This is a genomic window from Serratia sp. 25CWL12, assembly GCF_055790885.1.
In genome coordinates, this window is record NZ_CM147698.1 from 16564 (window position 1) to 42733 (window position 26170).

The window sequence follows — 26170 nt, forward strand, 5'->3', positions numbered from 1 at the left end:
CCCGCAAGATAGGGAAGCCTGTAACGCAGATGCTAAAGCAGATTTTATCCAAGGGAACGCCTACTGTGTCTATTGTTGAGCTGTTAACGCTGCACCCTGTGATTGCAGCGGTAAAAGATAATGAAAGTCTGCAGATTGCGGTGAAGTCGGACTGCCAGATTATCTCGGTACTGTACGGCAATATCTGTAATATTGGCCGTATCGTGCAGCAGATTAAAGAGGCCGGTAAATATGCCTTTGTGCATGTCGACTTGCTGGAAGGGAGTTCCAATAAGGAGATAGTGATCAATTTCCTGAAAATTGTCACTGCCGCGGATGGCATTATCAGTACCAAAGCGTCGATGGTGAAAGCGGCGCGTCAGCACGGTTTTTATACCATTCATCGGCTCTTTATCATGGACTCCATCTCTTTCCACAATATCGATAAACAGGTGGCGCAATCGACGCCGGATTGCATTGAGATCCTGCCAGGTTGTATGCCCAAAGTGTTGGGATGGGTGGCCGAGAAAGTTGATTTGCCGATTATTGCCGGCGGTCTGGTCTGTGATGAAGATGATGCACGAACGGCATTAACTGCCGGGGCCATTGCGGTCGCGACGACCAATCATGATGTGTGGAAACTGAAGCTACCCCTGTCATCCCGTAAGCCTTCAGGTTGCTGATTGTTTATTTGAAATCTGCTTATTTAAAACCTTCTTATTTGAACATTGGGTTAGGGCGCAGCCCAATAGTGCGCCCTAAAGTTCAATTATCTGTTAATCCACTAATGGACTCAGTGCCTGCAGCAAGGGATCCAGATGTTTGTTCACTTGCTGATACACCTGCTGATTCAACTGATTGTAGAATTGGTGGTTATCCCTGTTCGGTTCAAAGCTGTCCCCCATGCGTACCAATTTCTCGGCCGCTTGTTGATAGTCATTGAAAACATTTACCGCCATCCCGGCGTTGATAGCGCAACCCACAGCGGCTGACCCTTTCATGATATTCCGACAGGTGGGAACGCCAAACACATCGGCAAAAATCTGCATAAACAGATCACTGTTGGCTCCTCCACCAGAAATAATCAGGCGTTTGAACGGTATTTTCAGTTCTTGTGCCATCTTATCCATATGATTTTTCATGGTAAAGGCAATACCTTCCAGCATGGAGCGGTACATATGGGCGCGGGTATGACGGCCATCAAAGCCAATCATGGCACCTTTGCGGAATTCCGCTTCTGATGGCGGAGCCCAGTCATGTACAGTGATTAAGCCTTCACAACCTGCTGGAACCCGTTCTGCTTCGTGGTTTAACAACTCCTCAATACTGGTCCCGGCATCATGAGCATCTGACAGAGCGGCGGCGCCAAACTGATCGCGGAACCAACTGATGGTCCACATGCCACGCCGCACCCCCATACACTCATACAGATAACGGCCAGGGATTGATGCCTGGAACGGCCAGAAGTTCTGTGCGTCTTTCACGTTGGCATGACCGTGTACCATGGCACCAACATAGGTACCCAGGGAGATCAGCGCGACCCCTTCCTCCAATGATCCGGCACCCAGCGCTTCGACCGCTTTATCATGGGCGGTAGCAACCACCGGAATACCCGCAGGGATACCCAACTGCAGTGCTACTTGTTCCGTAACATAACCGAGTACTTCACCGGGCTTCACGACATCCAGCACCTGGTCACGGGCCAGATTACAGCTTTGCCAGACGGCAGGGTCGGTGCTCCAGTCCAGCGTATCGTTATCCATCGGCCACCAACCAATGTAGTTGGCACAGGTATCTTTGAACTCCCCGGTCAGGCGATGGGTAATATAACCCGAAGTGGTGGTCACGTAGCGCACGCCCTGATAAGCATCAATATATTCATAAGGTTTGTTCAGGCGCTTATCCATCCAGTTAATCACCGGATAGGCCAGTTCACCGTTTTCTTTCAGCAATACGCGGCAACAGCGGACGATACAGATCCCCATCGCCAGAATATCTTGCAGCTTGCCGCCCCGTTCCCCAAAACGCTGCATGGCACGGCGGAATGCCACCTTGAGCGAGTCCCACAAGTCGTCATCTGGGTGCTCCGCTAACAGGGGGGCGGGGATATCCATTTTGCGTAGTTGCTGCTTTCCTTCACAGATGACATTGCCATCCAGATCAAAAATAACCACTTTCGCACTCTGGGTGCCTACGTCTACACCCATTAGGTACTGGCTTTTCATGTTACAACTCCTTGATATTCTTTGATGCATGAAGTTAGGAGTTAGCTGCGTGAATCACCCATTGTGGGGATCACGGGGTGGCTGACTGCCTGCAACTTGAGGTGACCGGTATAGATAAAACGACTCGGTCACGGGTTGTTCCACGGTATTTTTGTTATCGACGCGCTTAATGTTGTTAAACAGCAGGAAGGTAAACACCACCACCAGACAGGTGGCACTCAATCCCATCAACCACATATTGTGATAGGCCTCCGCGGCAGGCAGCGTGTCTTGCCAATGGTAAACAAACACATCGGGCAGGAAGCCGATAACCGAGCAGATACCCACGGTGGTACCGACAATGTATTTCGGTGTTCTGGCCTCGCCGATACAGGCGAAGTACAACCCGCGTGAGGCATAACAGGTAAAGGTCATCATTTTTCGATGGGAGAATTTATCGGCAATCACCCCGCTAGGGGCATAGAGAATAATCGCGGTGATACCAAAGGTACTCATGATGAGACCCATTTCGTTACTGGAGAACCCCATAAATTTAGCCATGGGTATTTGATAAATATAACGCAAGTAGGCCAGACCGAAACTTACGCCACCGCTGATACTTATTATTGCCAGCGTTAACCAACGGTGTGAATTAGATTTTTCCATCGTAAAGTTCCGCGTCAATATACCCTGATTTTTGTCATTGATACGCTTCATACTGCATGTTGACATTCACTGGGCAAATCGAATTAAACAAAAAAAGAGAAAAGCAAGCTCCCCGACAAGCAGGAAGTTACTTTTCTCTTCGTCTCTTTCAGTAACTGCCGACATAAATAACACATTGGCATTCCATTCATCTGTGAGAATTATCACAAAACAACAGGAGACCAATTTATTTAAATCTGACTGCACAGTAATTCACCCGATTAATCTGATGGAAATCAGTGGCTATACCCATTATCTGCCAAGGTTTATGATGAAGTGGATGTCATCATGGCTATTATCTATTTATCTAATGTTTTTTGTTTTTTTATCGATGTATCACTCAAAAAATTTAGGGTATCTTGTTGCTTAATATGAGTAATGTTAGCAATAAAATGAAATTGTGATTAGTGTCACGGAATAATAGTGAGGGGGTGTGTTACTTTTTTCTCAGTTACTAGAGACGATGAGAAAAGTAACTTCTCTGCCCAGTGCAGGGGAGCTTGCTTTTCTCTTTTTTTTGCGTTTTTTTCGGACCAAGGGGCAACATCATGTCATTAAACGCCTTAAATCAGTTCTCATTAGATTTCTTTTCATTGAAAGGTAAAACCGCCATTGTCACTGGCGGCAACAGTGGTTTGGGGCAGGCATTTGCCATGGCATTAGCCAAGGCGGGGACCAATTTGTTTATACCCAGCTTTATCATGGATAAAGGCGAAACCCGTGAGCTCATTGAACAGCAAGGTGTTAAGGTTGAGTTTATGCAGGTGGATATCACGGAAAAAGGCGCCCCTGCCCGAGTGATCGCCAAATGCCTGGAAACCTTCGGTACTGTGGATATTCTAGTGAATAACGCAGGTATCTGTAAGTTGAATAAAGTATTGGATTTTGGTCGTGAAGATTGGGATCCGATGATTGATATTAACCTGACTGCCGCATTTGAATTAAGTTATGAAGCAGCAAAAGTGATGATCCCAAGAAAACAAGGGAAAATAATTAATATCTGCTCACTGTTCTCTTACTTGGGGGGGCAGTGGTCACCCGCCTATTCGGCGACCAAACATGCGCTGGCCGGTTTCACCAAGGCCTATTGTGATGAATTAGGTCAATATAATATTCAAGTCAATGGTATCGCACCTGGATATTATGCAACCGATATTACAGCGGAAACCCGTAAAAACCCTGAAACCAATAAACGTGTACTTGATCATATTCCAGCCAATCGTTGGGGGGAAACGCAGGACCTGATGGGGGCAATGGTATTTTTAGCCAGTCGTGCTTCAGATTATGTTAATGGTCATTTATTGGTTGTCGATGGTGGTTACTTGGTACGTTAATTTAAGGGTGGTTCTTATTTAATTGGGTGTTTATATTCTTAATTTAGGAAGGGTTAATTATGTCTCTATCTCGCGAAGAAATTGTTGTCCAGTTGAAAGAAATTGTTGGTCCGGATCGAGTTATTACGGATGAAAAGGTACTGCAGAAAAATAGCGTGGACCGTTTCCGGAAATATGCCGATATTCACGGTGTATTTACCCAGCCACTGCCTGCTGCCGTGGTTAAATTGGCCAATACCCAGCAAGTATCCGATGTACTGGCGTTTATGAATAAACACGGTATCAACGGCATACCTCGCACCGGTTCTTCGGCTACCGAAGGTGGGCTGGAAACCGTGGTGAAAGACACGGTAGTGCTGGATGGCTCAGCGATGAATAAGGTTATCAATCTTGATATCCGTAATATGCAGGCCACCGCGCAGTGTGGTGTTCCATTAGAAGTGCTGGAAAATCAATTACGTGCTCAGGGTTACACCACCGGTCACTCCCCGCAGTCCAAGCCATTAGCTCAGATGGGTGGGCTGGTTGCGACCCGCAGTATTGGTCAGTTCTCCACGTTGTATGGGGCAATTGAAGATATGGTGGTTGGGCTGGAAGCAGTGTTCCCGAATGGCACCATTACCCGGATTAAAAATGTGCCACGGCGTGCGGCGGGGCCCGATATTCGCCATGTGATTATCGGTAACGAAGGGGCGCTGTGCTTTATCACCGAAGTCACGGTGAAAATCTTCAAATATATGCCAGAAAATAACCTGTTCTACGGTTACGTCCTCGACAATATGCAGACCGGTTTCAATATATTACGTGAGGTAATGGTAGAAGGTTATCGCCCTTCCATTGCTCGCCTGTATGACGCTGAAGATGGTACCCAGCACTTTACCCATTTTGCTGATGGTAAATGTGTTCTGATCTTTATGGCAGAAGGGGCAAAAGGTATTGCGCAGGCCACTGGGGCGGGCATTGAAGAGATCGTCAAACGCTATCCCGAGTGCAAAAAAGTCGACAGCAAGCTAATCGAAACCTGGTTTAACAACCTGAATTGGGGGCCGGATAAAGTGGCTGCAGAACGCGTGCAGATCATGAAGACCAATAACATGGGCTTCACCACCGAGGTCTCTGGTGATTGGGGCAGCATTAACACTATTTATGAAAATGTGCTCCGCCGTATTCGTGAAGAGTTTCCGCATGCGGACGATATCACTATGTTGGGGGGCCACTCATCACACAGTTATATCAACGGTACCAATATGTACTTTGTGTATGACTACAACGTGGTGGACTGCAAGCCGGAAGAAGAGATCGACAAGTACCATAATCCACTGAATAAAATCATAGTGGAGGAGACTATTAAGTTGGGCGGTTCGATGGTGCATCACCATGGCATCGGTAAACACCGTGTGCACTGGACCAAGGATGAACACGGTAGTGCTTACTACATCCTCAAGGCACTGAAAGAGGTGTACGACCCTAATGGTATTATGAATACCGGTACTATCTATCCCATTGAAAAATAAAAATCCTTTTAGGGCCCGGTTCGCCGGGCCTCTCGCGCTCGAATAGGGGGAACGATGACACCACGGCCACCTCAACAAGTGCGTATGGATGATATTCCGCTTAACGCTTTTCATTGCAAAATAGCGGGGCTGACTTTTGGTGCTCACCTTACGGATGGTTATGTGCTGGGCGTGATTGGCTTCGCGCTGGCCCAGCTTAAACCGCAGATGGGTTTAACGCCGTTTTGGGAAGGTATGATTGGCAGTTCGGCACTGATAGGTCTGTTTCTGGGAAGCCTGATATTAGGCTGGATCTCTGATCATATTGGCCGCCAGAAGATTTTCACCTTTAGCTTTGTCATTATCACCTTGGCTTCAGTGATGCAGTTTTTTGCCTCCACGCCGGAACAGCTGTTCTGGTTGCGAGTCTTGGTCGGGGTGGGGTTGGGAGGGGATTACGCCGTGGGGCATACCATGCTGGCGGAATTTGCTCCGCGTAAACAGCGCGGCATCCTGCTGGGGTCATTTAGTGTGATCTGGACGCTAGGTTATGTTGCTGCTGGCTTTGTCAGCCATTTTTTGATTGAGCCGGGGCCAGATGCCTGGCGTTGGTTATTGGCCTCAAGTGCGATTCCCGCTTTATTAATCATGCTGTTACGCATTGGTACACCGGAATCCCCCCGCTGGTTGATGCGCAAGGGGCGGATAACGCAAGCCCACCAAGTGGTGCTCCGCTGTTTTGGCCCACATGTGATACTGAATGATGAAATTCCAGTAGAGACGGCACGCCATATCCACACGCTATTTTCGCCACGCTACTGGCGGCGTACGGCGTTTAACAGCCTGTTCTTCGTCTGTCTGGTTATCCCTTACTTTGCCATTTATACCTTCTTACCGTCGATCCTCACCCTGTTAGGGCAGAGCCATAATTTCGCTACCGACCTGCTACTGAATGGTCTGCTAATGGTGGGGGCATTGCTGGGGATCGCTCTCACCCAGTGGCTGCCACGTCGCCGCTTCCTGATTGGTTCGTTTTGGCTCCTGGCGTTGAGCCTCGGGGTATTGGCGTTTATGCCGCAGGGGCAGAGTGCCATGTTACTGCTGTTTGCTTTGTTTACCTTGACCATTTCGGCCGTCAGTAACCTGGTTGGCGTGTTCCCGGCGGAAAGCTTCCCGACGGATATCCGTTCACTGGGCGTCGGTTTTGCTACCTCAATGAGTCGCCTTGGCTCAGCGATTGGCACCGCGTTGTTGCCGATGTCGATGCTCTCATTAGGGTTACAGGGCACCATGTTGATCCTGACCGGGATATTGGTGCTCGGGGCGGTGGTATCAATATTGTGGGCACCGGAAACCAAAGATATGACCTTGGTGGGAGCCTCTTCGGTCAAAACGTTAAATGCTCACTGAACAACAGGAGAAGCGGATGAACCTGCTGTTGGCAATTAATATTGCCCCTGACCTTGGCATGTTGCCCCCTCATGACTGGCTGCCTGATGAACAGTTACAGATCGACACGCGTTTTATCCGGCGGCTGTTGAGTGGTTATGACGAATGTGCTGCCGAAATGGTGTTGATGCTGCGTGACGCAATGGCGCTCAATTTGAGCGTCTTGACGATAGCCGACGCCACCGTCGACCCGGTGCTGAAACAACTGTTGGCGCTGGAATATCAGCAAGCTGTACGTATTACTCCCCCGGCAGAGTGGGATCTACGCTTCAATTCCATGGCGGTGGCGGCACTGATTGCCGCTTATCAGCAACAGATTGCTACGCAGTCGGTGATTGTCATGGGGAAGCAAAGCATAGAAGGCCAAAATGGCCAAACGCCGCTGTTATTGGCTGAGCACCTCAACTGGCCTTGTATCACCGGTGTTTGTCATTTGGCTCCGGCAACTGAGGCTGGCGCGTTACAGGTTACCCGGCAAACCGCCTATGGCATGGAAGTGATGACGGTGATGCCACCGATGGTGTTGGTGGTCGGTAATGCGCAGCAGGCCAGCGCATTACGTGTGCCGACACTGAAGCAGAAGCTGGCGGCGGCTAAACGGCAGGTTTGTCGCTTAACACTAGGCGAACTGGGGATAACCGCATTACCAACAAGTCATGTGCAGCTATGCCGTTTAACACCGATAGAACATCGGCGTGCCGGGGTGGTGATTGAGGGGGATAGTGTTGCGCAGAAGGTACAACGCTTGTGCCAGGAGTATCTCACTGCCCGGTGGTCATTATGATTAAAATCGCCATTCTGTTAGATGCAGACGCGCCTGATTTTTATCAGCAAGCGGCGCAAATCAATCAGTTTCTGCAATTGAGCGAACTGTCCTCCTCACCCGTAGCATTGTGGTTATTTAGCCATACGGCACCACAGAGTTTACCGTGCCTGACAGGGGAGGTGACAGAGGTGCGTTGGGTCACGGCACCGCGACAGGTGGAAGCACGGTTAATGGCGCTGGAACAGATGCAACAGGCGTTCACCGCCCAATTATTGCTGTTTGCCGGTGATGAGGGGGAGGAACTGGCAACCCGCTTGGCTTACCGAACCACGGGGGCGGCATGTGGCAATATCGAGCAAGCACAAATTACTGACACTGAATGTCGGGTAATGAAAGCGGTTTATAACAACCATCTTGCTGCTGAATTGGCGATGATGCAGCAACCCTGGTGCCTGAGCGTGGCTCGTGGTGCTAACGTCAGTATCGGGAGCGTGCCAGCCCCAATATTGGCTGAACAGTTTCATCCTACGGGCATCTGTGATGCATCATGGCTATTGGCATCCAGTGATTCCCCAGCTCCGGAAGTTTCACCGCTTAACCAGGCTCGTTATGTCCTGGCGATCGGCGAGGGGGTGGGTAATGCTCAGAATGTGCTTTATTTACAGCAGTTGGCGACGCGTTTGGGGGCTGAATTGGCGGCTAGCCGACCGGTGGTGATGAATGCCTGGTGCGAAATGGATCGCTTGCTGGGTATGTCGGGTGCCATTATCGCCCCAGAAGTCTGCATTGCCGCAGGGGTATCCGGTGCACCGGCATTTGCCATGGGCATTCGCCACAGCAAGTTGATCGTGGCGATTAATCAGGATCCGCAGGCGGCGATTTTCGCCCAGGCTGATGTGGGGATTGTTGCCGATATGAATGCGGTGTTGGAGGAATTGGCCAAGCAGCTTTAACCGAAGCGGAACTCGATGCCTTTACCGTCAGTTGGATAGCGCCAATGGGCGAAGGTCTCTGCCCCCCCAGCAGGCGGCAGGTTCCACACTCCAGACAACCCTGCACGTCGAAATACAAGCTACCGTCCGCTTGGAGCTGGTACAACCCAGCCGGGCAGGCGATCACTAACTGCCGCAAGATGTCACCCTGTTGCGCATCCGCCAGAACAATATGCGGATTTGCATTATCTACTTGATTGTAGTTATGGTGATTGTAGTTATGGTGATAGTAGTTATGGCTTAAGTCAGGTTTATTCATAAACTGCGCATCCCATTAACGGTATCTTTCAGTAATTGCCTCAGGCCGATACGGCGAGCATGACGCCACAATAACTTGTGCAACGGTGTCGGGGCATGGCCATTGACTTGAAACATCTCTTGCAGCACATCAGCAGCCAACTGAGGATAGCGGTTGAACCAGTGGGGGGAGCGTAGCATCAGTTCCGGCAGGCGGCGATATTGCCGAATTAATGCCCAAAGCGCACTTTGCTGTAACCGCTGCGGGTAATGCTGGAGGGATTGCCGGGCAATCAATGTCTCTGCGGCGGCTTGTGCTGATAGCATAGCCAGATCCATACCACGCACAGTATGACCGGTGTTGATACATAAGCGTGCGGCATCACCCACCACCAGATAGCCTGGGCCACAAAGGGGCGGGATGCTGTTCAGGCCCCCTTCGGGGATCAGGTGAGCACTGTATTCGCATAGTTCGCTATTTTTCAGCAAGGGGCGCATTACTGGGTGTTGTTTGAACTGCTGCAGCATGTGCGGCAAAGCGATACGGCTGTCACTCAGGCTGGACAGATTACATACCACCCCCAGAGAGAGCGTGTCGCGGTTGGTATACAGAAAGCCACCCCCCACTTTGCCCTGCGTCGGCTGACCGGCGAATAACCAGGCACAACCTTGGTCATCTTCCAGCGTAAACCGTTCTTCCAACTGGGCACGGGGTAATGCCCGTACCTCTTTCACCCCAATAGCCAGGGTGCTGGTGGCGGGTTTGGCTTGTAGCCCTGCCTGCTCACTGAGTAGCGTATTGGCCCCTTCCGCCAGGATCACCGTATTGGCATAGAGTGCCTCACCTGCGGCCATCACGCCCACCACCTGGCTTTGTTGCATAATCAGTTGATCAACCAGGGTACCGGTCAGGCATTGTGCGCCTGCCGCTTGTGCTTGCGCCATCAACCAAGGGTCAAAGCGGGCGCGTAATACACTGTAAGAACAAGGTAAATTATGGTGATAATCCAGCGTTACTGCGCTATCCCCATTCAGCAGGGACAGTTTTTCTTGGGTGATGCAGCGTTCTAATGGTGCAGTGGCAATAAAGTCAGGTAGCATCTGCGCTAACGCATAGGTATACAAACGGCCACCGCTGACGTTTTTACTGCCAGCTTGAGTGCCACGTTCCAGCAACAGGGTATTAATGCCTGCGCGGGCCAGCCACAGGGCGGTGGTGCAACCAGCAATGCCACCACCAACGATAATGACATCAAAATCAGGATGTTCCATGGATGTGCTTTCTCCAGAACAGGGGCACCGCTGAGGATAACATCAACGCTCTGACGTTCATTGATTCTGCACAGTTTTTACGCGGTTGCTGGTTGCCTGACGGCCAGATGGGTTAAGGCTGCTGCTGACTGCGGCAGCCTGAGGTTACCGAATGACTAATCTTTCTTTTTGATGGGGCGACCTGACCAGTAGCCTGCCAGCAGTGAACCGGAAAGATTGTGCCATACCGAGAAGAGAGCGCCAGGCAGTGCTGCCAGTGGGGAGAAATATATCTTGCCCAGCGTTGCCGCCAAGCCGGAGTTTTGCATTCCCACTTCAATGGCCAGTGTGCGGCAGGTAGATTCGTCGAATCCGAACAATTTCCCACCCCAATAACCACTCAATAGCCCGATGCCGTTATGCAGGATCACCGCGATAATCACCACCATCCCTACAGAAGCGATATGGCTTTGGCTACCCGCTACAACGGCGCTGATGATAGCCACAATGCAGACCATCGATAAAGCCGGGAGGTAGGGTTCAACACGTTTGACGATCTTGCCGCAAGTATGGTGAATAATCAGCCCCAATCCGATTGGGATCACCACAATTTGCAGGATACTCAACAGCATTCCCATAATATCGACAGTGATGGCGGCATCCACATACAAGCGTGTCAGCAATGGGGTGGCAAAGACACCCACCAGGGTGGACACTGCCGAAATGGTGACAGAAAGGGCAACATCACCTTTGGACAGATAGATCATCACATTGGAGGCGGTGCCACTGGCGACACTACCCACCAGCACCATGCCCGCAGAGAGGTCTGGCGGCATCTGGAACAGCATGGCCAGCAGCCAGGCGGCTAGCGGCATAATCAGATAGTGCAGGAAGATCCCCGCCGCCACCGGGCCAGGGCGAGAGAGTACACGTTTGAAATCGTCCAGACGCAAAGTGACCCCCATGGCAAACATGATCAACATCAGCAACGGGCTGATATAGGGGCTGATACCGGTAAAGGTTGTCGGGGAGTAGTAGGCGGCAATCGAAAGAAGTACCGCCCAGAGTGGGAATAGGCGAGTGATCTTGGTTAGCATGGTTGGGATTGTCCTTAATATTTAGCGAGGGATTAACAGCCTATACGCAAAATACTTCGAATTGCTTGAAGGCAGCCAGCGATGGAAGCCCTAGGAGCATAGCCCACTATGTGACTAGGGTGACAGAGCGCAGCTAACACCCAAGCAGTTTGAAGTAAGAAGGGTATATACCTATCGCCTTTCTAGCTGCAAGGGGCAGCGTATCGCGCTCTTCAAGTAGCAGGAAGCGCTGGCTAAATGCCCTGCGTTTTCCTGCCACTCGAATGAGTGAGACTATAAGACCGGGTATCAACCCTTAGTTTGTTACTCGAATAAATCCTTAGTTTGTTACTCGAATAAATTATGATGCAGCGTGCGGACCACCTGTTCAGCATCGTTACCCGGTACCAGGAAACAGAGGTTAAAGCTGCTGGCGCCATAGCAGATCATACGGATATTGAACGGCTCCAGTACACCGAATACCTCTTTACCCACGCCACAGGCTTGGGAAAGCTTGTTGCCGATCAAGGCAACCAGTGCCAGATCCTCTTCGACTTCCACCCGGCACAGCGAGGAAAGCTCAGTGAGCAAAGAGGTGGTCAACAGGCTGCCGCCGGTGGTGGTGGAACCGGTGGTATCCATGGTTAAAGCCACACTCACCTCAGAAGTGGTGATCAGGTCGACCGAGATTTTGTGACGGGCCAAAATATTGAACACCTCCGCCAGGAACCCACGGGCGTGCAACATATTCAGACTGTGAAGTGTCAGTAGCGTCTGCTTACGGCGTAATGCCAACGCACGAAACAGCGGCGGGTTTTCCGTGGTATTACAGACCAGAGTACCACCGGCGGCGGGATCTTTGCTTGAGCCGACAAATACCGGAATATCGCTGCGTACCGCAGGGAGCAAAGTCGCTGGATGTAATATCTTTGCCCCGAAGGTGGCCATTTCCGCCGCTTCTTCAAAGGTGATTTTATCGATGCGTTTGGCTGCGGGGACCACACGAGGATCGGTGGTGTAGATGCCGGGGACATCGGTCCAGATATCTACCCGAGCAACATTTAATGCTTCACCCAACAAGGCCGCCGTGTAGTCACTGCCGCCACGGCCTAAGGTAGTGGTTCGGCCTTTGGCTTCGCTGCCGATAAAACCTTGGGTGACCACCAGCGCTTGTTGCAGACGCGGTCTTAACTGGGTTTGTACCAATTCGGTCAGAGCAGTGCTATCGGGGGCCGCGCGACCAAAATTGTCATCGGTACGCATGACTTTACGTACATCAAACCATTCAGCCTGGGCCTTGCGGTTGCGCAGAATTTCAACAAATAACAGGGTGGACATCAATTCGCCGTGACTGACCAACTCATCGGTCAGTGCCGGGGAGGTTGCCAGCGCAGCGGCTTCTGACAGCATGGTGATGTTTTCCAGCATGTTATCAATTTCACTGCGGATCACCGCTGGGTTTTCGAGACACTCAAGAATGGCGTACTGAATACGGCGGATTTCATCGAGTTTGCCGATACGCTTTTCGATGTCACAGCCTTCCGCCAGTGCTACCAGCAGATTGGTAATCCCAGCCGAGGCGGAAAGCACGACCAAACGAACATCAGGATTGGCCAATACCAGGTCGGCACTGCGATTCATGGCGTCGAAATCAGCCACACTGGTACCGCCGAATTTTGCTACGACAGTTGCATTTTGCGAAACAGGTTGATTCATTTAAAACCTCGTGTCAGGGATGCCATTTCATACCCAGGTTCCTGAATGGGTATTGCTGGCAACTTATTTCCATAGCCTTGGCACAAGGTAAGAGCGGTAAACAGGGAGCAGGCGTAGAGGTAAAAACTACGATACACCCAGAAGCGCTCCACCTTGCTGACCACTTGATTAAGGTGGCCCACGGTGACAACTCAGGGGATTCAGCCCCTGTAGCCGACGTGATGGTTGCCGTTATACCCGATAAACCTGGATATCATCACGCCTCGGCGTCGCTCCCCCTCCAGTGCCGTCATTGGATGATGGCTCCTCAGACACTTTACCTGGGCGACGCGCCTCTTCTGGCTTGCACACCGGGTGCGCAAGTAGGCTATTAGGAATAACGGGTTTATGCGCTGTTGTCAACGGGTAGAGGCAACCTGGTTGACTGCTATTTTGTGTTTAAAATCGAGCCGGGCCGATAACGGCCTGTTCAACCGAATGAAGCATACCGAAGATGACTTAATCACGATAAAATCATCGGCTGGTATCTCACTATTTACCATTATTAATCAATCTGCATCACGGCCATTTTTTTATAGTGAGCGCTGTTTTAACCTGAAGTGTATTTTCTCATTAAACTGTTTATTAAAAAATCACAGTATAAAAATTAAATTAACATAGCCATTAAAAGCTCTTTGTCTGGCAACATAGAGAACAATAAAAAACATATAAATTACTGCCCATAAAGTAATGGCGGTAACGATAGGCAGCCTGATAAAAATAATTATGAAATAGATAAAAAAACAACCACAGCAGCGTTGACAGTTATCTCTTCTGCTGTAGTTATCGGCACTTATGTTATGAATCCTGATTAATGCTGGGCTCGTTGTTTTTCATATAGGTCGCAATCCAGACCTTTCTGGAGAAAAAATGCAATATATAAAACAGGAAAAGAAAGGTGCTCAATATCAACATCACCACGCCAACCAAATCGATCAAAATAAACTGTTCGCCTGGGTCCATGGTGACTGTTCCCCCTGTCAAAATCATAAGGAATACCAGTGATAAGCAATTATGGACTATCGTTATGACCCAGCCAAGGGCTGAATTTTGTTTATAAAAAAACATCAATCGTCGCCAACGAGGTGTTCGCTTAAAAGCATTGATGGCGTCGTCCATCAGATTCGACTCTGCATCCATTCTTTGGAGCTCCGGATCAATTTCTCTGAACAATAAATTGATCTCAGCCTGGATGATGGATTTCACCATGGTCTCTTCGAGAGCCTCACAGTTTTGTTGTAGCTCGATTATTTTTTTCAAAAAATCGGCACGGCTGATGAAGGCGCTCATCTTGTCTTTCTCGCGATTCGAAAACCTTGAGATTATGTAAATAATCAACGGCGTAAGAATAGTCGTTGTTGCAGGCAGAATTATTTTTAGAAGATCTGAGTCCAAAATTTGTCTCCTCAGGGTGAGCTGCCAAGAGGTCAGCAATATATTATTTCTCTGTCATAAAAAGCAAATATACCCGTTGTCCTTCAAGTTGCTCGGGTGTTAGCTGCGATTACTCGTCTCATCCATGAGACTCGCCCCTCACGGGGCCGCCGCCAGCAGCGTTCAAATCCGCTCCATGTGGATTTGTCGTTCACCCGAATCACTTACTACTGTAAGCTCATTGGGATTCTCTCTATTGCTGCCTACAAGCAACTCAAATTATCTAGGGTATAAATGCCAACTGCCGGATAGATTGTTGCCGCGACAATCGATGCCTCGAGGCCAAAGCCTTCACCGGGAATAATACTCGGATCAGCCAAATGTCCCTTCAGATAGCTTGGTCCTTCAATGCTTGATGTGGCAACGCCAAAGAACCCAAACCCTACAGTTGAACCAGTAATGCTTTGGTTCCGGTTAGTTGAAATATCAAGGAATGTTGCAGAAAGGTAAAAACGTTAGTCATGGGGAATGGAGAGTGGCATTGATCGCAAGAAAAGAGATCATAATCCCTTGGGAACAGGCTACAATCGGTCAATAATTTCCTATTTATTCTCAAGCATAAGAGCGTTGCCATGAAAAATATCAATCCTAGTCAAACCGCTGCCTGGCAAGCCCTGCAGCAACATTTTGAACAAATGAAAGATGTTCAGATCTGCGACCTGTTTGCTCAGGATAGTGAGCGTTTCGCCAAGTTCTCTGCCACCTTCAAGGATCAGATGCTGGTGGATTACTCCAAGAACCGCATCACCGCCGAAACCTTGGAAAAACTGCAGGCACTGGCGCAAGAAACGGACCTGCAAGGGGCGATCAAGTCGATGTTTGCGGGTGAGAAAATCAACCGTACCGAGAATCGTGCCGTGTTGCACATTGCCTTGCGCAACCGTAGCAATACCCCAATTCTGGTGGATGGCAAAGATGTGATGCCAGAAGTGAATGCGGTGCTGGCCAAAATGAAGCAGTTTTGTGCGCGGGTGATTGGCGGTGGCTGGAAAGGTTATACCGGTAAGCCGATTACTGATGTGGTTAACATCGGTATTGGTGGGTCGGACCTTGGCCCTTATATGGTCACGGAGGCGCTGCGTCCGTATAAAAACCATCTGAATATGCATTTTGTTTCCAATGTGGATGGCACCCATATTGCCGAAACACTCAAACACCTTGACCCGGCAACCACGCTGTTCCTGGTGGCGTCAAAAACCTTCACCACCCAGGAAACCATGACCAACGCCCATAGTGCGCGTGACTGGTTCCTGAATAGTGCCGGTGATCAGCAGCATGTGGCTAAACACTTTGCGGCGCTGTCCACCAACGGTAAAGCGGTCGCAGAGTTTGGCATTGATACCAATAACATGTTCGAATTTTGGGACTGGGTCGGCGGACGTTATTCTCTATGGTCAGCGATCGGTTTACCTATCGCGTTATCTCTGGGTTTTGACCATTTTGAACAGTTGTTGACGGGTGCCCATGAAATGGACCAACACTTTGCCCAAACCCCTGCAGAGAAAAATCTGCCGGTGTTGTTGGCACTGATTGGTATCTGGTACAACAACTTCTTTGGTGCGGAAACCGAAGCGATCCTGCCTTATGACCAGTATATGCACCGTTTTGCGGCCTATTTCCAACAGGGCAATATGGAGTCGAACGGTAAATATGTTGACCGTAACGGTAACCCGGTCAGCTACCAGACTGGCCCGATTATTTGGGGGGAGCCTGGCACCAATGGTCAGCATGCTTTCTACCAGTTGATCCATCAGGGTACCAAACTGGTTCCTTGTGACTTTATCGCTCCGGCCATCAGCCATAATCCATTAAGTGATCACCACGCTAAATTGTTGTCTAACTTCTTTGCTCAAACCGAAGCACTGGCGTTTGGTAAGTCTCTGGAAGTGGTTGAGGCAGAATTTGCCGCTCAGGGTAAAACGCCGGAAGAGGTCAAGCATGTTGCACCATTCAAGGTCTTTGAAGGTAATCGTCCCACCAACTCCCTGCTGCTGCGTGAGATCACGCCATTCAGCCTGGGTAGTCTGATTGCTTTATATGAGCACAAGATCTTCACTCAAGGCATCATCCTCAACATCTTTACCTTTGACCAATGGGGTGTGGAGTTGGGTAAACAACTGGCTAATCGTATTCTGCCTGAACTGGCCGGGAACGAAGCGGTTGTCAGCCATGATAGTTCCACCAATGGCCTGATCAACCGTTTTAAAGCGTGGCGTTGATCATGATGTAGCCCCAAGTTCAATGAAGTTGCAGGAACAGCGCTTTTACTGGTCTGCAGGGTGAGCCTCAGGGAAGAGGCCACTACCTGTAGCCAATGGTGCTACAACTTGATTGGTGACGAGTCTATGACTCCGTGCGAAAAAGTAACCTATATGCATAGGTATCTACACAAGTTGTACGTATTTGGCTGTACGACGGACAGCATAACAGGGGAGAGCAAGTCGCGCGCGCCCTGGCCACGACGTTGATTGGCCCAGTGTCAATCAGGGGGAAGCAGGGGTTTCTGTTTGTCGGTGAAGCGCGGGTTGCTCAGCAACGAAAATCGGAAGCGCACACGACGGCCGAGCTGCCAAAGGCGCGGCTGGTTGGGTTATACCTGTTTATGCAAATGCAGGAGGTGATAAGCACCTACACGGCGGATGAGCTCAAAGAGCTAACCTGGATCGTTAGCCTGTTTTTTGACCAATCTGTGTAGATGCCTATGCTTATTAGCCAATCTTGGTAGAAACAAAATAATCTCAATTACTCTACTTTTTTCTTGATTTCCTGGCGATATTTGATTTTATTGTCTATTTTTGTATAGAAAATTTGCGACTATCAGCTATACCCTTTTCCTTTTAAGCTGTAGGATATTAATTGTGCGATTCATTGATGAGTTTTACTTCGTCATGATTGTTACAAGTTCTAAGGGATACTGTAAGTTTAAGAAAGTGTTGTTTAATCACTTGATTTATTACTTACTATAAGAGGTTATTTATGAAAAAGATTTTCTGTTCGGCATTAGTCGCACTTACCTTGCTCGGGGCTTCTAATTCTTGGGGGGCTCCTTTTATTGTCCTCGGGGCAAAGGGTAAGGCGGTTGCTGTTGGGACCGGTGTGGTTGCCGTCGTGGTAGCAGCTGAGCTAGTTGCATTGCATGACGATGATGACAATGAGGGTTCGTCTACTTCTACTACTACCAGAACTCAATAAATCGTAAAAGAATAACCGCCTATCACCACAGTGCCTGTTGTGGCAGATAGTCAGTTTAGTCCTAGGGGTTGGTTAATATCATGGTTTGCTTGGAGTAATCTTCAGAGAGTGATTTCAATTTTTCTGATGGTACTTTTTTAAAGAGCAGCCCCTAAAATCAGTCAATATATCTGCCGGTGCTTCGGGTACCAGTGGAATAGTGCGGTTATTCTTTTTTTATCTACGTGCTGAGATTGCTCAATTGCGCTATTTATCTTTTTTAATCATACCCCTATTCCTATCCCTTCAGGGCTGTTCGTCAGCTCAAAAAGACGTTAATGATACTATTTATCATTTATTGTTTGAGTCGTCAGATGTTGAATTAACTGACCAAGAAATTCAAAACCTCACCACCCCCAGTGCTTATGTCCGTATTGATAATGAACTCCAGATTGTGATGGTACTAGGAGCGTTCGAAAACGGTGAAGAGAAATGGGTGAGTCAGGATCGTACACTGATGGTGTTAAGACACGGGCGGGTGGTGAAAACGCTAGGGTGGAAGGATAATTTACTCAGCGTGTCAAATTTGGATCTGGACCCTTTGGCTGACCCACAGCGATTGGTGGATGGTGCTCGCTGGTCATATCTGCTCACTTGGACTGAAGAAAATCAGGTTCGTTCTGGTCATGCTGAGTCCATATTTCATCGATTAGAAGATAAACCTCTTGTCATTGGCGGTAAGCACCAGCATTACCATTTCATTGAAGAAACGGTACGTATTGATGATTTGGGGAAAAGTTGGGTGAACCGTTTTTGGCTGGATCCGCAAACGGGCATGGTTGTGAAATCAGAGCAGTTTATGGGTGCGGATTATTTCCCGATTGAAATTACAATACTGAAGCAGAGGCATGATGAAAAAATTTAATCTGCTTTTGGGGATTATGGTCCTCTTGTTGAACTCTGCTTATGCAGAAAGTCGGATAACCATTTTTTATCCTGACAAGGAGTCTGTGGTTCTCAAAAATGTGCTCACGCTAGATGGCTTGGTGGTCGATAATCCAGCACTGAAAGGTAACATTTGGTGGCCAGGAGCAGTGATCGCAGAACAAAATGCGACTCAACGGCAACAACAAAAACAACAACAACTGTTGGCTCGTTTGGCGGCTCTGAGCTCAGTTCTGCGGCAGAGGAATGATACTTCCTTAGCGGCAACAGTGGACAGTGTGCGTTCACAACTTGCTGAGCTTAGCGTTGTTGGCCGCCAGTTGGTTCCACTCGATCCTGATGTGATTCGGCTTAATCCAGAGTTTGATCGTCGCTTGTCGGGAGACTATCAGCTTTACATTGTCGCAGAGCCGCACAACGTAAGGTTATTCGGCGCATTGGCTCCGCATGGTAAACGTGATTTTTTACCAGGAAAAGAGGTCAGTGAGTATTTGGCAGGTTTTCAGCTTCTTGACGGCGCTGAACGTAATATCGCCTGGATTATCACTCCTCAGGGTGAGGTGCAGTCTGTCCCCATTGCGTACTGGAACCAGCGACATCATGAATTGACGCCAGGCAGTCTGTTATTTTTAGGGATTGCTGTTTCCGCATTGCCTGACGATTTTACAGACATCAACGAACAAGTCATTTCGTTATTGACGCACCGGATCCCAGACTGATGAAAAAACGTTACTTACTTAGCTTGGTTGCGCTCTCTGTCACGAACGTGTGTCAGGCGGCTTCATATCCAGCCCCTTTGGGGCCCTCTCAGACGGATTTCGGTGGTGCTGGTTTGTTGCAAACCCCAACTGCGCGCATGGCAAAAGAGGGGGAATTCAGTTTTAACTACCGTGATAATGACCAATACCGCTTTTATTCGATTTCCATTCAACCGATGCCTTGGTTAGAAACCACCCTTCGTTACACCGATGTACGTACACGCAAATACAGTAATGATCCTTCGTTCAGTGGCGACCAAACCTATAAAGACAAGTCTTTTGATGTGAAATTACGTTTATGGGAAGAGGGATATTGGTTACCCGAGGTGGCTGTTGGTGTACGTGATATTGGGGGCACTGGGTTGTTTGATGGTGAATACCTAGTAGGCAGTAAAGGCTGGGGACCGCTGGATTTTACTTTGGGTGTGGGATGGGGCTATTTGGGTAACAGTGGTAATATCCGTAATCCCTTCTGTGATGCTAGCGACCGTTTTTGTACGCGTAACGATGTGCATACGACGAATGGGGGAACAGTCGACCTCGGTGAGTCTTTCCGCGGGTCTGCTGCGATTTTTGGCGGTGTGGAATATCAAACCCCTTGGCAACCACTACGCCTAAAGTTGGAATATGAAGGCAACGATTATCAGGGCGATTTTGCCGGTAGGCTCAGACAGGACAGTAAATTCAATTTTGGCGCAGTTTATCGCATTACAGACTGGGCTGATGTGAATATCAGTTACGAACGTGGTAATACCTTTATGGCTGGGTTTACCTTACGTACTAACTTTAATGAATTAAAACCTACGCACCTTGATCAGCCAAAACCAGACTATCAACCTCAACCTCAAGGCAGGGAGTTGCAACTGGATGTGGTGTCGAACCAGCTAACTGAACTTGAAGATAATGCCGGTTTTTCATCACCGAATATTCAGTTAAAAGACCATACGCTGTATATGACAGGGACGCAGTCCAAATATCGTTACAGCGAAGATGGGGTTGAGCGTGCCAATATTATTCTGATGAATCACCTGCCAGAAGGTGTTGATACGCTGGCGGTGACTGAGACCCGGTATAATTTACCCCAAGTAACAACTAAGACAGATGTGAACAGTTTACGTGCACAGTTGGAAGGTTATCCACTGGGGTACGAACAAACCTTGCAACAAAAACGTATTGAGCCGTTAGTACCGGAAAATACTGAGCAAGGCTATCGTATTGATGACGAAAGGCTAAGTTTTGGTCTTTCTCCGACGTTAACTCAATCGATAGGCGGTGCAGAATCATTCTATCTGTACCAGATTGGGGTGACGGGTAGTGCCAGTTGGTGGGCGACAGACCATCTATTAACCAGTGGCAGCGTGTTTGCTAACTTGGCGAACAACTACGGCAGATTCAACTACACGGAACCGCCTTCTGATTCCCTACTACCGCGAGTTCGTACTCATATTCGAGAGTACGTTCAAAACGATGTGTACCTTAACGATCTCCAAGCCAATTATTTCCAGTTCTTTGGGGAGGGGGTCTATGGTCAGGTTTATGGCGGCTATTTGGAAAGTATGTTCGGTGGTGTCGGTGCGGAAATATTATATCGCCCACTTGATACGGATTGGGCAGTAGCGGTTAATGCCAACTGGGTGAAACAGCGTGATTGGGACGATATGATGAGTTTCACTGATTATGATGTTGTTACTGGGCATGTCACCGGTTACTGGAAACCTCCTTTTGCAGATGATGTATTGGTGTCGGTGAGTGTGGGCCAGTATCTGGCGAAAGATAAAGGTGTCACCCTCGATCTGGCTAAACGTTTTGATAGCGGTATTGTGGCTGGCGTTTATGCAACGTTCACTGACGCCACACGGGAAGAATATGGTGAAGGTTCATTTACCAAGGGCTTCTACATTTCTGTTCCGTTGGAGTTGATGACGACATCACCTTCCCGCAACCGTGCAAAGGTTGGGTGGACTCCGCTTACTCGCGATGGTGGGCAGATGTTGAATCGGAAATATTCATTGTATGGTCTGACATCCGATCGGGATGTTCGCTTCCGCTAACCACGGCTTACTTGCCAAACTGGGGGATTGTTTAATCCCCCAATCTCTACGCTTGTCACTAATGAACTTGATCATTTACCCGTGACCCTTTAAAGGCATCAGATAACCCCTGTCTATGCTCAGCACACACTTTAGCTCCTCCCTTGGTAAGGAGGCAGAGAGGAGGGGGAACAGTGCAATACTCTTTCCCTAATAATAGGCGTGGTCCTGCAACTTCATTGAGCTTGGGTACAATGCGATGAGGATGAGTGTGCATACTCGGGTATTTCAGCCTCAACAAGTGTATTAGGCAACTTGAATTATTGGGAGGAGTTCAGTTTGAAATGGTTAACATAAAAATGGCGGCCCAGCGCTGGCCGCCCAAGACACAGGTATGGATCAGATATACCCGCCATACTTCAAATTGCTTAGCTGCTGGCTACATCCGCTCGTACCAGTCACATAAAAGATGATGTGACTGAGGACTTTCGTCTTTACCACCTACAAGCTACAAGCTACAAGCTACAAGCTACAAGCAAATCGAATTACTTTTGGTATAACCGCAAAGTACAACAAACGAATTACAGTAGACACAAAACACAATAACTATCAGGCTTGGCTTAGCCAAGCCCGTCAGTTATTACCCTTTCACCCCTCCAGCCGTCAGGCCACCCACCAACCAGCGCTGAGCTAACAGGAATACCGCAGTAATAGGAATGGCTGATAACACCGCCGCCGCCGCGAAGTCGCCCCACAGGTAGTTTTGTGGGTTCAGATATTGCTGCATACCTACCGCCAGGGTGTAACTATCCACATCGCGCAACAGTAACGAGGCAACCGGCACTTCAGTTATCGCCGCGATAAACGACAGAATAAACACCACCGCCAGAATCGGCACCGAAAGCGGTAGCAACACTAAGCGAAACGCTTGCCACGGTGTGGCGCCATCCAATGAGGCTGCCTCTTCCAATGAACCATCAATGGTTTCGAAGTAGCCTTTAATGGTCCAAACGTGGAGTGCAATACCCCCCATATAAGCAAAAATCACCCCGCCATGGGTATTGAGGCCGATAAAAGGCAGATATTGCCCCAAGCGATCAAACAGAGCATATAACGCCACCAGCGACAGAACTGCCGGGAACATCTGAAAAATCAGCATACTTTTTAGCAGCGTACTCTTACCGCGAAAACGCATACGAGCAAAGGCATAGGCGCAGGTTGTCGAGAGCGACACAATACCTATGGCGGTAATGACGGCGATTTTCACCGAGTTCCATAGCCACAGCAGCACCGGGAACGGCGGTGGGGTGACGCTGCCATCGGCCTGGGTGACACTCATGCCCAATGCCAGCCGCCAGTGATCCCAAGAGATTTGATCCGGGATCAGGCTGCCCGTTGCATAGTTACCAGAGCGTAGTGATATCGCTATCACCATCAGCAACGGGAACATGATCAAAGCAATAAAACTTAACATCAGAAGATGGGTGATCCACAGGCGTACACGCTGGGATTTGGGTTGTACCATGGCCATGATTATTCTCCCTTAGTCAAAGTTCATTTTGCTGGCTTTCAAGTTCAGCAGCGCCAGAGCACCCACTAACAGGAAGATCAGTGTGGCGATGGCTGCCGCCAGACCGAAGTCCTGTCCTCCTCCTCCTTCAAATGCGATACGGTAGGTGTAACTTACCAGCAGGTCGGTATAACCAGCAGGTGTTGTGGTGCCGATCATATCTGGCCCGCCACGAGTCAACAGTTGTATCAGTACAAAGTTATTAAAGTTGAAGGCAAAACTAGCAATCATCAGTGGTGTCAATGGCTTGATCAACAATGGCAGGGTGATGCGGAAAAAGTTCTGCATGGGAGTGGCACCATCCATCGCCGAGGCCTCGTAGAGGTCATCGGGGATTGCTTTTAATAACCCCATACATAAGATCATCATATAGGGGTAACCCAGCCAGGTATTGACGATCAGAATCATGCTTTTAGCGGTAAAGGGATCGGTAAACCAGGAAGGTTTGATGCCAAACAGTGCATTGAGCATCAAGTTGATTTCACCGAAGCTCTGGTTAAACAACCCCTTAAAAATCAAAATAGAAATAAATGAGGGTACCGCATAGGGCAGGATCAGTAATACTCGATATGCAGCTTTGCCTTTCAGCGCTTCCCACTGCACCACGCAGGCTAACACCATGCCAACAGCAACGGTAAAGATGACCGTCATTACCGAGAAAATAATGGTCCAGACAAAGATCGAGACAAACGGTTTCTGGATCCCTTCATCGTTGAGAACGCGTAGGAAATTTTTCCAACCGATGGTGACGGTATAACCAGGGCTGAGGGTGGCACTGGCCCACTGTCCATCGGCGTCGATGGCCTGATAGAAGCCAATTTCCGAGTTAGGTCGATATTGAATCTGGGTTTGATTATCCGTCAGTGTCTCGCCATCTTTGCCCAAGGTATACAGCGGGCTGGTCGCCGAGAACTGGCGTAGCGAACTCATGCGTAATTCGCCACCATCCGGTAGAGAGGCGACAATCTGGCTGAGTGTTTCGCGGTTTTGGGTAATAATGCGTAATGTCGCACGCTCACCTGCGGGTTGCTCGTTTTCTACGGTCAGCTTGAGCGTTTGCGGTTGATTGCCACCGAGAGTGAAGGGGTCGGAAATCAGCCGCTGTTCACTGTCAGGTGCCGTGAGGCGCAGTCGCCACTGTTGATCAGCAGCAGGGTAGAGCTCAAAACCAAAGGTTTTACCGGTTTGGAATTGGCGCTGTAGCAATACCGATTGTGCACGCTCAAAGGTTAACTGGTTGCTACTGCTGTAGTTGGTAAACGCGATGGCGATGGTACAGATGAGCGGGAATAGGACGAACAACCCCATACCAGCGACACCCGGATAGACGTAACGCCAGGCATAGGCTCGGCGATTGGCAAAGACATAGAGCCCAGAACTGATCAATACCAGCGTCAGAATAGCGAATAGGTATTCCCCCTGCGCATACATCAACACAATCAGATAACAGGTCAGTAGACTGAAAAGGCCAACAAATAGCCATTTCAGACTTTCACTCTGCCACCACTTCGATTTTTTTCGCGCGGGCGAGCCAGCGTGAGCGAATTGCATAGGGCGTTCCTTGTCAGGGAGATGACTAGATAACTAGATAACTAGATAACTAGATAACGACGGGGTACCGCTGGCACCCCACACAGCAAGGCAACGGCGGGCACTATGGCCCGCGGCTGCCAGAGTCTTACTTGATGATACGGGTGCGAGCGTCTTCCAGTGCGGCTTTCACTGTCTGGCGCCCAGTAATGGCGTTGATAACGGCGCTACGCATCGCATACCAGAAGGTGCTCATCTGTGGGATGTTTGGCATGATTTCGCCGTTTTGCGCGTTCTGCATGGTTGCTGCGATCCTTGGGTCTTTTGCTAATTGCTCCTGGAAGGATTTCAGTGCTACAGCACCCAGCGGTTTGTCTTTGTTAACATTAGCCAGACCTTCATCGGTCAACAGATAGTTTTCCAAAAACTCGGTAGCCAACTCTTTGTTTGGACTAGCGCTGTTAATACCTGCGGTCAGCACACCGGTGAATGGCTTAGATGGCTTACCTTGGAAGCTTGGTAACAGAGTGACGCCATAATTGATTTTACTCTGCTCAATGTTGTTCCAGGCCCAAGGTCCATTAATGGTCATGGCGGTCTGGCCTTTGTTGAAGGCGGCTTCGGCGATGGAGTAATCAGTGTCGGCGTTAATGTGCTTATTCTTCACCAGATCGACGATAAACTGCAAACCTGCCTGTGAGCCAGCATTAGCGACGCCCACATCTTTAATATCGAATTTGCCATCGGCAAATTTGAAGGCATAGCCGCCATTGGCAGAGATAATTGGCCAAGTGAAGTAGGGTTCTTGCAGATTCCACATGATGGCGCTCTTGCCTTTGGTGCGTAGCTCTTTGTCCAAGGCCGGGATCTCTTCCCAGGTTTTCGGGGCTTCTTTGACCAGGTCTTTGTTATAGATTAACGACAGCGCTTCAACTGCAATGGGATAACCAATCAGCTTGCCGTTAAAACGAACTGCATCCCAAGTGAATGGATAGATCTTGTCTTGGAAATCTTTGGACGGGTGTACCTCAGCCAATAAACCTGACTGCGCATAGCCACCAAAACGGTCATGAGCCCAGAAGATAATGTCTGGACCGTCACCAGTTGCGGCAACCTGCGGGAATTTCTCTTCCAGTTTGTCCGGGTGCTCAATGGTGACTTTGATGCCGGTATCTTTCTCAAACTTTTTACCCACCTCGGCCAGGCCGTTATAGCCTTTATCGCCGTTGATCCAGATAACCAGTTTGCCTTCTTCGATCTTGGCAAACGCAGAGGCGGAGAGCACCAGAGTGGTTAAGGCCGAAAGGGTCAGTGTACGTAACGTTGTTGTCATGGTTGAGTTCATAGTCCAATCCTTTTGTGAGCAATACGATTGCAATGTGCAATTAAGGAGAGCGGTTTGGTGCTTATAGTGAGACACAATGCGACAACTCCTCATCCTCCCCCCTTCTACGCCCTTGGCTTACGTAGTGTGATCCCGCTAGCAAAGTC

General features: G+C 49.1%; 20 protein-coding genes, 1 pseudogene and 1 riboswitch. Of the genes and pseudogenes, 11 read left to right on the plus strand and 10 right to left on the minus strand.

Features of this window, described 5'->3' with window-relative positions; genetic code table 11:
* The first annotated feature begins 65 nt into the window (after window positions 1–65).
* Window positions 66–662, plus strand: a complete 597-nt coding sequence (locus ACX9GV_RS00065; RefSeq protein WP_473196626.1) for a glycerol-3-phosphate responsive antiterminator — start codon at window positions 66–68, stop codon at window positions 660–662.
* Window positions 663–755: 93 nt separating this feature from the next.
* Here the strand turns inward: ACX9GV_RS00065 and ACX9GV_RS00070 are convergent, their stop codons facing one another.
* Together ACX9GV_RS00070 and ACX9GV_RS00075 are read right to left on the minus strand one after the other, a co-directional pair.
* Window positions 756–2204 carry an FGGY-family carbohydrate kinase gene (locus ACX9GV_RS00070; RefSeq protein WP_473196627.1) on the minus strand — a complete coding sequence of 483 codons (1449 nt, stop codon included), beginning with the start codon at window positions 2202–2204 and terminating at the stop codon, window positions 756–758.
* A 54-nt stretch (window positions 2205–2258) separates the two neighbouring features.
* Entirely contained in the window at window positions 2259–2849 is a 591-nt protein-coding gene (locus tag ACX9GV_RS00075; protein WP_473196628.1) for an MFS transporter, read from the minus strand.
* A 587-nt stretch (window positions 2850–3436) separates the two neighbouring features.
* Between ACX9GV_RS00075 and ACX9GV_RS00080 the strand changes: the two genes are divergently transcribed.
* The 5 genes from ACX9GV_RS00080 to ACX9GV_RS00100 are packed head-to-tail and all read left to right on the plus strand — an operon-like array spanning window position 3437 to window position 8883.
* Window positions 3437–4222, plus strand: coding sequence for an SDR family oxidoreductase (locus ACX9GV_RS00080; protein ID WP_473196629.1), 786 nt, complete (start codon window positions 3437–3439; stop codon window positions 4220–4222).
* 59 nt (window positions 4223–4281) lie between these two features.
* The gene (locus tag ACX9GV_RS00085) at window positions 4282–5736 is read left to right on the plus strand and encodes an FAD-binding oxidoreductase (RefSeq protein WP_023490204.1); all 1455 of its coding nucleotides are present in this window, start codon (window positions 4282–4284) and stop codon (window positions 5734–5736) included.
* Window positions 5737–5790: 54 nt separating this feature from the next.
* On the plus strand, window positions 5791–7125 hold the full coding sequence (locus ACX9GV_RS00090) for an MFS transporter (protein ID WP_023490205.1): 1335 nt from the start codon (window positions 5791–5793) through the stop codon (window positions 7123–7125).
* 16 nt (window positions 7126–7141) lie between these two features.
* The gene (locus ACX9GV_RS00095; RefSeq protein WP_473196630.1) at window positions 7142–7948 is read left to right on the plus strand and encodes an electron transfer flavoprotein subunit beta/FixA family protein; all 807 of its coding nucleotides are present in this window, start codon (window positions 7142–7144) and stop codon (window positions 7946–7948) included.
* Window positions 7945–8883, plus strand: a complete 939-nt coding sequence (locus ACX9GV_RS00100) for an electron transfer flavoprotein subunit alpha/FixB family protein (protein WP_473196631.1) — start codon at window positions 7945–7947, stop codon at window positions 8881–8883. The genes ACX9GV_RS00095 and ACX9GV_RS00100 overlap by 4 nt, the downstream gene beginning before the upstream one ends.
* Here ACX9GV_RS00100 and ACX9GV_RS00105 read toward each other — a convergent pair.
* The 5 genes and pseudogenes from ACX9GV_RS00105 to ACX9GV_RS00125 all read right to left on the minus strand — a co-directional run bounded on the left by ACX9GV_RS00105 (window position 8880) and on the right by ACX9GV_RS00125 (window position 14636).
* A pseudogene (locus tag ACX9GV_RS00105) lies at window positions 8880–9181 on the minus strand (ferredoxin family protein). The gene ACX9GV_RS00100 and the pseudogene ACX9GV_RS00105 sit on opposite strands and share 4 nt — an antisense overlap.
* A complete protein-coding gene (locus tag ACX9GV_RS00110; protein ID WP_473196632.1) occupies window positions 9178–10431 on the minus strand; it encodes an FAD-dependent oxidoreductase in 1254 nt (417 codons plus the stop codon). Before ACX9GV_RS00110 ends, ACX9GV_RS00105 begins: the two are co-directional and overlap by 4 nt.
* Before the next feature lie 155 nt (window positions 10432–10586).
* Window positions 10587–11507: a ketopantoate/pantoate/pantothenate transporter PanS gene (gene panS, locus ACX9GV_RS00115; protein ID WP_023490210.1), complete on the minus strand. Its 921-nt coding sequence runs from the start codon at window positions 11505–11507 to the stop codon at window positions 10587–10589.
* Between the two features lie 327 nt (window positions 11508–11834).
* Window positions 11835–13202, minus strand: a complete 1368-nt coding sequence (gene lysC, locus ACX9GV_RS00120) for a lysine-sensitive aspartokinase 3 (RefSeq protein ID WP_473196633.1) — start codon at window positions 13200–13202, stop codon at window positions 11835–11837.
* Window positions 13203–13335: 133 nt separating this feature from the next.
* Window positions 13336–13548, minus strand: a riboswitch (Lysine riboswitch).
* 491 nt (window positions 13549–14039) lie between these two features.
* Window positions 14040–14636: a hypothetical protein gene (locus tag ACX9GV_RS00125; protein ID WP_473196634.1), complete on the minus strand. Its 597-nt coding sequence runs from the start codon at window positions 14634–14636 to the stop codon at window positions 14040–14042.
* A gap of 611 nt (window positions 14637–15247) precedes the next feature.
* Here ACX9GV_RS00125 and pgi point away from each other — a divergent pair.
* The 5 genes from pgi (at window position 15248) to ACX9GV_RS00150 (ending at window position 21600) form a co-directional block, all read left to right on the plus strand.
* Window positions 15248–16894: a glucose-6-phosphate isomerase gene (gene pgi / locus ACX9GV_RS00130; RefSeq protein WP_473196635.1), complete on the plus strand. Its 1647-nt coding sequence runs from the start codon at window positions 15248–15250 to the stop codon at window positions 16892–16894.
* Window positions 16895–17651: 757 nt separating this feature from the next.
* On the plus strand, window positions 17652–17867 hold the full coding sequence (locus tag ACX9GV_RS00135) for a hypothetical protein (protein ID WP_473196636.1): 216 nt from the start codon (window positions 17652–17654) through the stop codon (window positions 17865–17867).
* A gap of 199 nt (window positions 17868–18066) precedes the next feature.
* The gene (locus tag ACX9GV_RS00140; protein WP_473196637.1) at window positions 18067–18771 is read left to right on the plus strand and encodes a YjbF family lipoprotein; all 705 of its coding nucleotides are present in this window, start codon (window positions 18067–18069) and stop codon (window positions 18769–18771) included.
* Window positions 18755–19510 carry a capsule biosynthesis GfcC D2 domain-containing protein gene (locus ACX9GV_RS00145; RefSeq protein WP_473196638.1) on the plus strand — a complete coding sequence of 252 codons (756 nt, stop codon included), beginning with the start codon at window positions 18755–18757 and terminating at the stop codon, window positions 19508–19510. Before ACX9GV_RS00140 ends, ACX9GV_RS00145 begins: the two co-directional genes overlap by 17 nt.
* Window positions 19510–21600 carry a YjbH domain-containing protein gene (locus ACX9GV_RS00150; protein WP_473196639.1) on the plus strand — a complete coding sequence of 697 codons (2091 nt, stop codon included), beginning with the start codon at window positions 19510–19512 and terminating at the stop codon, window positions 21598–21600. The genes ACX9GV_RS00145 and ACX9GV_RS00150 overlap by 1 nt, the downstream gene beginning before the upstream one ends.
* Before the next feature lie 619 nt (window positions 21601–22219).
* Here the strand turns inward: ACX9GV_RS00150 and malG are convergent.
* From malG to malE, 3 genes are all read right to left on the minus strand, one after another.
* A complete protein-coding gene (malG, locus tag ACX9GV_RS00155; RefSeq protein ID WP_023491084.1) occupies window positions 22220–23110 on the minus strand; it encodes a maltose ABC transporter permease MalG in 891 nt (296 codons plus the stop codon).
* 12 nt (window positions 23111–23122) lie between these two features.
* Window positions 23123–24700 (minus strand): maltose ABC transporter permease MalF, encoded by a 1578-nt coding sequence (malF, locus tag ACX9GV_RS00160; RefSeq protein ID WP_037384207.1) that lies wholly within the window; start codon window positions 24698–24700, stop codon window positions 23123–23125.
* Window positions 24701–24827: 127 nt separating this feature from the next.
* The gene (gene malE, locus ACX9GV_RS00165) at window positions 24828–26024 is read right to left on the minus strand and encodes a maltose/maltodextrin ABC transporter substrate-binding protein MalE (protein ID WP_023491086.1); all 1197 of its coding nucleotides are present in this window, start codon (window positions 26022–26024) and stop codon (window positions 24828–24830) included.
* Window positions 26025–26170: the final 146 nt, after the last annotated feature.

What these genes read in the sequence shown, in the direction of transcription:
- ACX9GV_RS00070 (WP_473196627.1), bottom strand. Translation starts at nt 2,204, where the DNA reads ATGAAAAGCCAGTACCTAATGGGTGTAGACGTAGGCACCCAGAGTGCG.
- ACX9GV_RS00075 (WP_473196628.1), bottom strand. Translation starts at nt 2,849, where the DNA reads ATGGAAAAATCTAATTCACACCGTTGGTTAACGCTGGCAATAATAAGT.
- ACX9GV_RS00080 (WP_473196629.1), top strand. Translation starts at nt 3,437, where the DNA reads ATGTCATTAAACGCCTTAAATCAGTTCTCATTAGATTTCTTTTCATTG.
- ACX9GV_RS00085 (WP_023490204.1), top strand. Translation starts at nt 4,282, where the DNA reads ATGTCTCTATCTCGCGAAGAAATTGTTGTCCAGTTGAAAGAAATTGTT.
- ACX9GV_RS00090 (WP_023490205.1), top strand. Translation starts at nt 5,791, where the DNA reads ATGACACCACGGCCACCTCAACAAGTGCGTATGGATGATATTCCGCTT.
- ACX9GV_RS00095 (WP_473196630.1), top strand. Translation starts at nt 7,142, where the DNA reads ATGAACCTGCTGTTGGCAATTAATATTGCCCCTGACCTTGGCATGTTG.
- ACX9GV_RS00100 (WP_473196631.1), top strand. Translation starts at nt 7,945, where the DNA reads ATGATTAAAATCGCCATTCTGTTAGATGCAGACGCGCCTGATTTTTAT.
- ACX9GV_RS00110 (WP_473196632.1), bottom strand. Translation starts at nt 10,431, where the DNA reads ATGGAACATCCTGATTTTGATGTCATTATCGTTGGTGGTGGCATTGCT.
- panS (WP_023490210.1), bottom strand. Translation starts at nt 11,507, where the DNA reads ATGCTAACCAAGATCACTCGCCTATTCCCACTCTGGGCGGTACTTCTT.
- lysC (WP_473196633.1), bottom strand. Translation starts at nt 13,202, where the DNA reads ATGAATCAACCTGTTTCGCAAAATGCAACTGTCGTAGCAAAATTCGGC.
- pgi (WP_473196635.1), top strand. Translation starts at nt 15,248, where the DNA reads ATGAAAAATATCAATCCTAGTCAAACCGCTGCCTGGCAAGCCCTGCAG.
- ACX9GV_RS00135 (WP_473196636.1), top strand. Translation starts at nt 17,652, where the DNA reads ATGAAAAAGATTTTCTGTTCGGCATTAGTCGCACTTACCTTGCTCGGG.
- ACX9GV_RS00145 (WP_473196638.1), top strand. Translation starts at nt 18,755, where the DNA reads ATGATGAAAAAATTTAATCTGCTTTTGGGGATTATGGTCCTCTTGTTG.
- ACX9GV_RS00150 (WP_473196639.1), top strand. Translation starts at nt 19,510, where the DNA reads ATGAAAAAACGTTACTTACTTAGCTTGGTTGCGCTCTCTGTCACGAAC.
- malG (WP_023491084.1), bottom strand. Translation starts at nt 23,110, where the DNA reads ATGGCCATGGTACAACCCAAATCCCAGCGTGTACGCCTGTGGATCACC.
- malF (WP_037384207.1), bottom strand. Translation starts at nt 24,700, where the DNA reads ATGCAATTCGCTCACGCTGGCTCGCCCGCGCGAAAAAAATCGAAGTGG.
- malE (WP_023491086.1), bottom strand. Translation starts at nt 26,024, where the DNA reads ATGAACTCAACCATGACAACAACGTTACGTACACTGACCCTTTCGGCC.